Source organism: Vibrio sp. V42_P2S4T144 (genome assembly GCF_009904715.1).
Classification (GTDB): Bacteria; Pseudomonadota; Gammaproteobacteria; order Enterobacterales; family Vibrionaceae; genus Vibrio; species Vibrio alginolyticus.
Genome location: NZ_WXWS01000362.1, coordinates 1 through 8995, shown reverse-complemented (window position 1 = coordinate 8995; position 8995 = coordinate 1). Strand labels below are relative to the sequence as shown.

The following is an 8995-nucleotide window of genomic DNA, read 5'->3' as shown; positions in this document are numbered from 1 at the left end:
AAACAAAGAGTGAGGTTTGTTGCTGGATTCCGTTTGTTAACAACTTGTTTACAATTATCTGAGTGGTTACTCGCGATATTTGTTAAATAGATGTTAACTTTTGTACGTTTGGAAGCTGAAATTGGTTATAACAATAAATGCTCAATGGAGCTGAGTGAGCAAGCCCGTGAAAGAAAGAAAGTCAAGACCTGTTAATTTAGATTTACAGACCATCCACTTTCCTATCACAGCAATCGCATCCATCCTACACCGTGTGTCTGGGGTAATTACGTTTGTTGCGGTGGGTATATTACTGTGGTTACTATCCATTTCTCTGTCATCCCCAATGGGTTTTATGGAAGCCGCTGACATCGTCGATAGCTTCTTCGTAAAATTCATCCTGTGGGGAATTCTTACTGCACTTGCCTACCACATCGCAGGTGGTATCCGTCACTTATTGATGGATCTAGGTCACTTTGAAGAACTAGATTCAGGCACGATGAGCGCTAAAGTCGCGTTTGGTGCAACAGCAGTATTATCATTATTGGCGGGGATCTTGGTATGGTAAAACACGTATCTTCATTTGGTCGTAATGGTGTACACGATTTCCTACTAATTCGTGCAACTGCAATCATTATGACGCTATACACGATTTATCTGATTAGCTTCTGTGCATTTTCAGATATCTCTTACGCATCTTGGACCCAATTCTTTGGTGGTACCTTCACTAAAGTATTCACCATGTTGGCACTTGTCTCGATCCTGATTCACGCATGGGTTGGTTTGTGGCAGGTATTAACTGATTACATTAAGTGCGCGAAACTACGTGGCGCACTACAACTTGGTGTTATTGCCGTGCTATTCGGCTATGTCTTCTCTGGTCTATTTATTCTGTGGGGTGCGTAAGTGTCTATTCCAGTTCGTGAGTTTGATGCCGTAGTAATCGGCGCTGGTGGTGCAGGTATGCGCGCTGCACTACAAATTTCAGAACAAGGCCTATCATGTGCTTTGTTGTCAAAAGTATTTCCAACACGTTCTCATACTGTGTCTGCACAGGGCGGCATTACCGTTGCTCTGGGTAACTCGCACAAAGACGATTGGCAATGGCACATGTACGATACCGTTAAAGGTTCTGACTACATCGGTGACCAGAACGCGATTGAATACATGTGTAAAAATGGTCCTGAGTCAGTTATCGAGCTTGAAAAGATGGGTCTTCCATTCTCTCGTTTCGATAACGGTACCATCTACCAACGTCCATTCGGTGGTCAATCTAAAGAGTTTGGTGGTGAGCAGGCTGCTCGTACAGCCGCTGCTGCAGACCGTACTGGTCACGCACTTCTTCACACGCTTTACCAGCAAAACGTAAAACACAAAACAACCATCTTCTCGGAGTGGTACGCTTTGGATCTTGTGAAAAACCAAGACGGCGCAATCATGGGTTGTACTGCGATTTGTATGGAAACGGGTGAAATCTGTTACTTCAAATCGAAAGCAACCATTCTAGCTACAGGTGGTGCAGGTCGTATTTACGCATCGACCACTAACGCGCACATCAACACGGGTGATGGCGTTGGTATGGCACTTCGCGCAGGCGTTCCAATGCAAGACATGGAAATGTGGCAGTTCCACCCAACAGGTATTGCTGGCGCGGGTGTTCTAGTGACGGAAGGTTGTCGTGGTGAAGGTGGTTACCTTCTAAATAAAGATGGTGAACGCTTCATGGAGCGCTACGCACCAAACGCGAAAGACCTTGCTGGTCGTGACGTGGTTGCTCGTTCAATGATGATTGAAATTCGTGAAGGCCGCGGCTGTGATGGTCCTTGGGGTCCACATATCAAGTTGAAACTTGATCACCTTGGTAAAGAAGTACTTGAATCACGTCTACCAGGTATCTGTGAACTGTCTCGTACATTTGCACACGTTGACCCAGTGAAAGAGCCAATTCCAGTAATTCCAACTTGTCACTACATGATGGGTGGTGTACCTACTCAAGTCTCTGGCCAAGCAATTAAGCAGAAGGCCGACGGTAGCGAGATGGAAGTACAAGGCCTTTACGCATGTGGTGAGATTGCTTCTGTATCGGTACACGGTGCTAACCGTCTGGGCGGTAACTCATTACTAGACTTGGTCGTATTTGGTCGTGCTACTGGCTTGCACCTTGGCGAAACGCTAGCAGCGCAAGCAGAAGCTCGTCCTGCAACAGAATCTGATATTGAAGCGTCTCTAGCGCGTACTATGCGTTGGGAAAACAGCACTGGTGGTGAAGATCCAGTTCAGATTCGTAAAGACCTACAAGCATGCATGCAAAACAGCTTCTCGGTATTCCGTGAAGGCGATGCGATGGCAACCGGTCTAGAAGAGTTGAAAGTGATTCGCGAACGTTTGAAAGATGCGCATCTAGCGGACAAGTCTTCAGAGTTCAACACGCAGCGTATTGAGTGTCTAGAACTTGATAACCTGATGGAAACCGCGTTTTCAACTGCCGTTGCAGCAAACTACCGTACAGAGAGTCGTGGCGCACATGCTCGTTTCGATTTCCCTGAGCGTGATGATGAGAACTGGCTATGCCACTCTATCTACAATCCGGAAACAGAAGCGATGACTAAGCGTGATGTGAACATGACGCCAACGCATCGTGAAGCTTTCCCGCCGAAAGTACGTACATACTAAAGGGAGGATACGACTATGAAATTAAACTTCTCTTTATACCGTTACAATCCGGATGTGGATACCAAGCCTTACATGAAAGAGTATACCCTTGAGGTAGACGAAGGCTCAGACATGATGGTGCTTGATGCATTGATTCTGCTAAAAGAGCAAGATCCAAGCATCGCGTTCCGTCGCTCATGCCGTGAAGGGGTATGTGGTTCTGATGGTTTGAATATGAATGGTAAAAACGGCCTAGCGTGTATCACACCGTTATCTGCTCTACAAGGCGATAAGATAGTTATTCGTCCACTACCAGGGTTACCTGTCGTGCGCGATCTTATCGTTGACATGACGCAGTTCTATGATAACTATGCGAAAGTTAAACCATTCTTGATTGATGATGGTGCATTACCACCATCACGTGAGAACCTACAATCGCCTGATGATCGTGCGCATTTAGATGGATTGTACGAATGTATCATGTGTGCATGTTGTACAACGTCTTGCCCATCATTCTGGTGGAACCCTGATAAATTCATCGGCCCAGCTGGTCTTCTCGCAGCGTACCGTTGGCTAATTGATAGCCGCGATACGGCAACAGATGAACGTTTGTCTGATCTTGATGATGCATTTAGCGTTTTTCGTTGCCATGGCATCATGAATTGTGTAAGTGTTTGTCCTAAGGGATTAAATCCGACGAAAGCCATCGGTCACATTAAGTCGATGTTGGTTAATCGTTCGGTTTAATTTACTCGCTCTTAGGAATGTCGCAGTGTTGCGGATCACCCGATATGACCGCTTCACTGCTTCAGTAATATTCGAGTAAAGAATACAAAAATTGCCGACCGTATTTTTAGTCGGCTCTTATAGCTCGGCAAAGACCGAAGCAAACGTGAAAACTACTGGTTAAGGGAAAATATGCACAACGGCGTGATGAAGGCATGGCTCGAGTCTTCACACTTGGCTGGCGCCAATGCAACGTATGTAGAGGACCTCTACGAACTGTATCTAAGTGATCCCGATCTGGTAAGTGAGGAGTGGAAACGTGTTTTTGAAGGCTTGCCTAAGCCATCAGAAGAAGTGGCAGAACAACCACATTCACGTGTCCGTGACTACTTCCGACGACTCGCTAGAGAAACAAAGCATTACAATGTCCAAGTTAGTGACCCAGATGTCGATGCAAAACAAGTAAAAGTTCTACAGCTAATCAACGCATACCGTTTCCGCGGGCATGAAGCTGCAGAATTAGACCCACTAGGTCTATGGCAACGCCCAACAGTGGCGGAGTTAGACCCTGCTTTTCATAATCTTACCGAAGATGACTTCGAAGAAACTTTCAACGTAGGTTCTTTTGCTGTTGGGCAAGAAACCATGAAGTTGAAAGATATCTATGAAGCCCTCAACAAAACTTATTGCGGTTCCATCGGTGCTGAATACATGCACATGACTGACACAGAGCAAAAGCGTTGGATTCAGCAACGCCTTGAGTCTGTCGTAGGCCAGCCATCATTCAACAAAGATGAGAAGCGCACATTCCTAGAAGAGCTAACAGCCGCTGAAGGTTTGGAGCGTTACCTCGGGGCGAAATTCCCAGGTGCAAAACGTTTCTCTTTAGAAGGTGGTGATGCGCTGATTCCGATGACGAAAGAGTTGATCCGTCATGCGGGTACAAGTGGAATGCGTGAAGTGGTTATCGGTATGGCTCACCGCGGTCGTTTGAACATGCTGGTGAACGTACTTGGTAAGAAACCTCAAGACCTGTTTGATGAGTTCGCCGGTAAACACGACGAAACTTGGGGTACGGGTGATGTGAAATATCACCAAGGTTTCTCTGCTGATTTTGCGACTCCTGGCGGTGATGTTCACTTAGCACTTGCATTTAACCCGTCGCACCTAGAAATTGTAAACCCAGTAGTCATGGGCTCAGTTCGAGCACGTCAAGATCGCTTGGGTGATAATCAAGGTAGCAAAGTGCTTCCTATCACCATCCACGGTGATTCTGCAATCGCTGGTCAGGGTGTGGTTGCCGAAACGTTCAACATGTCTCTTGCTCGTGGGTTCCAAGTTGGTGGTACGGTACGTATCGTCATCAACAACCAAGTAGGCTTTACGACGTCTAATCCTCGTGACACGCGTTCTACGATGTACTGTACCGATATCGCGAAGATGGTGCAGGCGCCAATTTTCCATGTAAATGCAGATGACCCAGAAGCAGTTGCTTTTGTTACTCGCATTGCATTGGATTACCGTAACGAGTTCAAGCGCGATGTCGTGATCGATCTTGTATGTTACCGTCGCCACGGCCACAATGAGGCGGATGAGCCAAATGCGACTCAGCCTTTGATGTACCAGAAAATCAAAAAGCATCCTACACCACGCAAATTGTATGCAGATGTTCTGATCGATAAAAATGAATCAGATATCGAGACAGCGACTCAGTTAGTCAATGAGTATCGCGATGCATTAGATCGCGGTGAAGTGGTTGTTAAAGAATGGCGTCCAATGGCGTTGCACTCTGTAGACTGGTCCCCTTACTTAGGGCACGAATGGGATATGGAGTGGGATTCAAAATACGACAAGACACGCCTTATTGAGCTAGGCAATCGTCTGTGTCAGTACCCAGAAAGCCATAAACTGCAAAGCCGTGTTAATAAGCTATACAACGATCGTCTAGCAATGATGACCGGTGAAAAAGCCATTGACTGGGGTATGGCTGAAACATTGGCGTATGCTACATTGGTTGACGATGGCAAGCGTATTCGTCTTTCTGGTCAGGACTCGGGTCGTGGTACTTTCTTCCACCGTCACTCGGTTCTTCATAACCAAACCGATGCAAGCACTTACATTCCATTAGCGAATATTCATGACAACCAAGGGCCATTCCAAGTCTTTGACTCAGTATTGTCAGAAGAAGCTGTGTTGGCGTTTGAATACGGTTACGCAACAGCCGAACCAGGTGGTTTAACTATCTGGGAAGCACAGTTTGGTGATTTTGCCAACGGTGCACAAGTTGTTATCGACCAGTTTATCTCGTCAGGCGAGCAAAAGTGGGCGCGTTTGTGCGGTCTTACTATGCTTCTACCTCATGGTTATGAAGGTCAAGGTCCTGAGCACTCATCTGCACGTTTAGAGCGTTACCTTCAGCTTTGTGCTGAGCAAAATATGCAGGTTGTGGTTCCTTCAACACCGGCTCAGGTGTACCACATGATTCGTCGTCAGGTTGTACGCCCAATGCGTCGACCTCTCATTGTTATGTCGCCGAAATCTTTGCTGCGCCACCCTCTATGTACTTCAACGATTGAAGACTTGGCGGATGGTACATTCCAATCTGCAATTCCAGAAGTAGATGATTTAGAACCAAGCAAAGTGAAACGTGTCGTGTTCTGTGCTGGTAAGGTTTACTTTGACCTACTAGAGCAGCGCCGTAACAACGAGCAAGACGATGTTGCTATCGTGCGTATTGAACAGCTTTACCCATTCCCAATGGAAGAAGTACAAGCAGCAATTGCTCAATACACTAACGTTGAAGACTTCGTGTGGTGTCAGGAAGAACCTCAGAACCAAGGTGCTTGGTACTGTAGCCAACATAACTTCCGTGCCGCTATTCCTGCAGGTGCAAATCTTAAATACGCAGGTCGCCCAGCTTCTGCTTCGCCAGCAGTTGGCTACATGTCGGTGCACTTGAAACAACAAAAAGCGTTGGTTGAAGACGCTCTGAACGTGAACTCAAAAACTTCGAATTAAGAACTAGAAGTTAAAGGAAGAAACAGATATGACAATTGAAATTCTGGTTCCAGATTTACCTGAATCAGTTGCTGATGCAACCGTAGCGACATGGCACAAACAACCAGGCGACGCAGTAGAGCGTGACGAGGTTTTGGTTGACATCGAAACAGACAAAGTTGTGCTAGAAGTTCCAGCTCCGGAAGCTGGCGTTTTAGAAGCTATTGTTGAAGCAGAAGGTGCGACAGTACTTTCTAAACAAATCATTGCTAAATTGAAGCCAGGCGCAGTTGCAGGTGAACCAACTGCAGACAAAACAGAAGGTACTGAAGCATCTCCTGATAAGCGTCACAAAGCTGCGCTTAGCGAAGAAAGTAATGACGCATTAAGCCCAGCAGTGCGCCGTTTATTGGCTGAACATGGCTTAGAAGCAAGCCAAGTGAAAGGTACTGGTGTTGGTGGTCGTATTACGCGCGAAGATATTGAAGCGCATCTTGCGAACGCTAAATCTGCGTCAAAAGAAGACTCGCCAACAGTGGTTGACGTGCCGGCAGCGGCTCGCAGTCAGAAGCGTGTTCCAATGACTCGCCTTCGTAAGACAGTCGCTAACCGTCTGCTAGAAGCGAAGAACAACACGGCAATGCTAACGACGTTTAACGAAGTGAACATGAAACCAATCATGGACCTTCGTAAGCAGTACAAAGATCAGTTCGAAGAGCGTCACGGTATTCGTTTGGGCTTCATGTCTTTCTACGTGAAAGCAGTAACAGAAGCGCTTAAGCGTTACCCAGAAGTAAATGCTTCGATTGATGGCGATGACATTGTTTACCACAACTACTTCGACATTAGCATGGCGGTATCAACTCCACGTGGTCTAGTTACACCTGTCCTAAAAGACTGTGACAAGCTTGGTTTCGCTGATGTTGAAAAAGGCATCAAAGAGCTGGCTATTAAAGGTCGTGATGGCAAGCTAACGGTAGACGAGCTAATGGGCGGTAACTTCACTATCACAAACGGTGGTGTGTTTGGTTCACTAATGTCTACACCAATCATCAACCCACCTCAATCAGCGATTCTTGGTATGCATAAGATCCAAGAGCGTCCGATGGCAGTGGATGGCAAAGTTGAAATCTTGCCGATGATGTACCTAGCGTTATCTTACGATCACCGCCTAATTGATGGTCGTGAATCAGTTGGCTTCCTAGTAACGATTAAAGAGTTACTAGAGGACCCAGCACGTCTCCTATTAGACGTTTAATATCGCTAAAACGTCTAGTTATCGTAGGTAGCTAGACGTTAAAAATTTCAATGGCTAGACTAGCTCAACGTTTGGCCTTCATTTGAATCCTTCAGTATGAGAACTCATGATGAAGGATTGATTTGAGAAGACCCTACAGACGTACAAGCAGCCAAGACTGCAGCGTTATGGAAATAATAAATCCCTTAAGGGAAAAACAAACGGAATATCGAAATGAATTTGCATGAATACCAAGCCAAACAGCTGTTTGCAGAATTCGGTTTGCCTGTGCCAGAAGGCTACGCGTGTGATACACCACAAGAAGCTTTTGAAGCCGCAGGCCGTATTAGTACAGCCAAGAAAGTAGTTAAATGTCAGGTTCACGCTGGTGGCCGTGGTAAAGCGGGTGGCGTAGAGCTACACGATACAAAAGAAGGCGTTAAAGAGTTTGCACAGAAGTGGTTAGGTAAAAACCTAGTGACTTACCAAACTGACGCTAACGGTCAGCCAGTAACAAAAATCCTTGTTGAAGAAGCTTCAAATATTGCGAACGAACTATACCTAGGTGCGGTAGTTGACCGTGCTAGCCGTAAGATCGTTTTCATGGCTTCTACCGAAGGTGGTGTGGAAATTGAAAAAGTTGCGGAAGAAACGCCGGAACTCATCCACAAAGCAGCAATTGACCCACTAGTAGGTCCACAAGCTTACCAAGGTCGTGAGCTAGCGTTCAAACTTGGTCTTGAAGGCGACCAAATCAAACAATTCGTTAAGATCTTTATGGGTCTTGGCACTATGTTTTCTCAGTACGATCTTGCTCTGCTAGAGATCAACCCACTTGTGATTACTGGTGAAGGCAACTTGCTATGTCTTGACGGTAAGATCAACATCGACTCAAACGCACTGTATCGTCAGCCTAAGCTTCGTGAAATGCACGATCCTTCACAAGAAGATGAGCGTGAAGCACACGCAGCTCAGTGGGAGCTGAACTACGTAGCACTAGACGGTAACGTTGGCTGTATGGTTAACGGTGCAGGCCTAGCAATGGGTACGATGGATATCGTAAACCTACACGGCGGCAAACCAGCTAACTTCTTAGATGTAGGTGGCGGCGCGACGAAAGAGCGTGTTGCTGAAGCTTTCAAGATCATTCTATCTGATGACAATGTGAAAGCGGTACTTGTTAACATCTTCGGTGGTATTGTACGTTGTGACATGATTGCAGAAGGTATTATCGGTGCGGTTAAAGAGGTTGGCGTAAGCGTACCTGTTGTTGTTCGTCTTGAAGGTACTAACGCTGACCTAGGTCGCGAAGTTCTTGCTAATTCTGATGTTGATATCATTGCTGCTGAGTCGCTAACTGATGCTGCTCAGAAAGTTGTTGCTGCTGCGGAGGCTAAATAATGT

7 protein-coding genes are annotated in these 8995 nt (G+C 46.2%); all 7 read left to right on the top strand.

Annotated features, from left to right (window positions below; all coding sequences use genetic code 11):
- Nucleotides 1–154: 154 nt before the first annotated feature.
- The 7 genes from sdhC (at nucleotide 155) to sucC (ending at nucleotide 8992) form a co-directional block, all read left to right on the top strand.
- A complete protein-coding gene (gene sdhC / locus CAG68_RS12405) occupies nucleotides 155–547 on the top strand; it encodes a succinate dehydrogenase cytochrome b556 subunit (protein ID WP_017634811.1) in 393 nt (130 codons plus the stop codon).
- Nucleotides 541–885, top strand: a complete 345-nt coding sequence (gene sdhD, locus CAG68_RS12400) for a succinate dehydrogenase, hydrophobic membrane anchor protein (protein WP_005382169.1) — start codon at nucleotides 541–543, stop codon at nucleotides 883–885. The genes sdhC and sdhD overlap by 7 nt, the downstream gene beginning before the upstream one ends.
- Entirely contained in the window at nucleotides 886–2652 is a 1767-nt protein-coding gene (gene sdhA, locus CAG68_RS12395; RefSeq protein ID WP_005382172.1) for a succinate dehydrogenase flavoprotein subunit, read from the top strand.
- Between the two features lie 15 nt (nucleotides 2653–2667).
- A complete protein-coding gene (locus tag CAG68_RS12390) occupies nucleotides 2668–3378 on the top strand; it encodes a succinate dehydrogenase iron-sulfur subunit (protein ID WP_005382174.1) in 711 nt (236 codons plus the stop codon).
- Nucleotides 3379–3549: 171 nt separating this feature from the next.
- Nucleotides 3550–6375 (top strand): 2-oxoglutarate dehydrogenase E1 component, encoded by a 2826-nt coding sequence (sucA, locus tag CAG68_RS12385; protein WP_005382176.1) that lies wholly within the window; start codon nucleotides 3550–3552, stop codon nucleotides 6373–6375.
- Between the two features lie 28 nt (nucleotides 6376–6403).
- Nucleotides 6404–7612 (top strand): 2-oxoglutarate dehydrogenase complex dihydrolipoyllysine-residue succinyltransferase, encoded by a 1209-nt coding sequence (odhB, locus tag CAG68_RS12380; RefSeq protein WP_161441213.1) that lies wholly within the window; start codon nucleotides 6404–6406, stop codon nucleotides 7610–7612.
- 213 nt (nucleotides 7613–7825) lie between these two features.
- Complete coding sequence (gene sucC, locus CAG68_RS12375) at nucleotides 7826–8992, top strand: ADP-forming succinate--CoA ligase subunit beta (RefSeq protein ID WP_005382179.1); 1167 nt, start codon at nucleotides 7826–7828, stop codon at nucleotides 8990–8992.
- Nucleotides 8993–8995 lie beyond the last annotated feature (3 nt).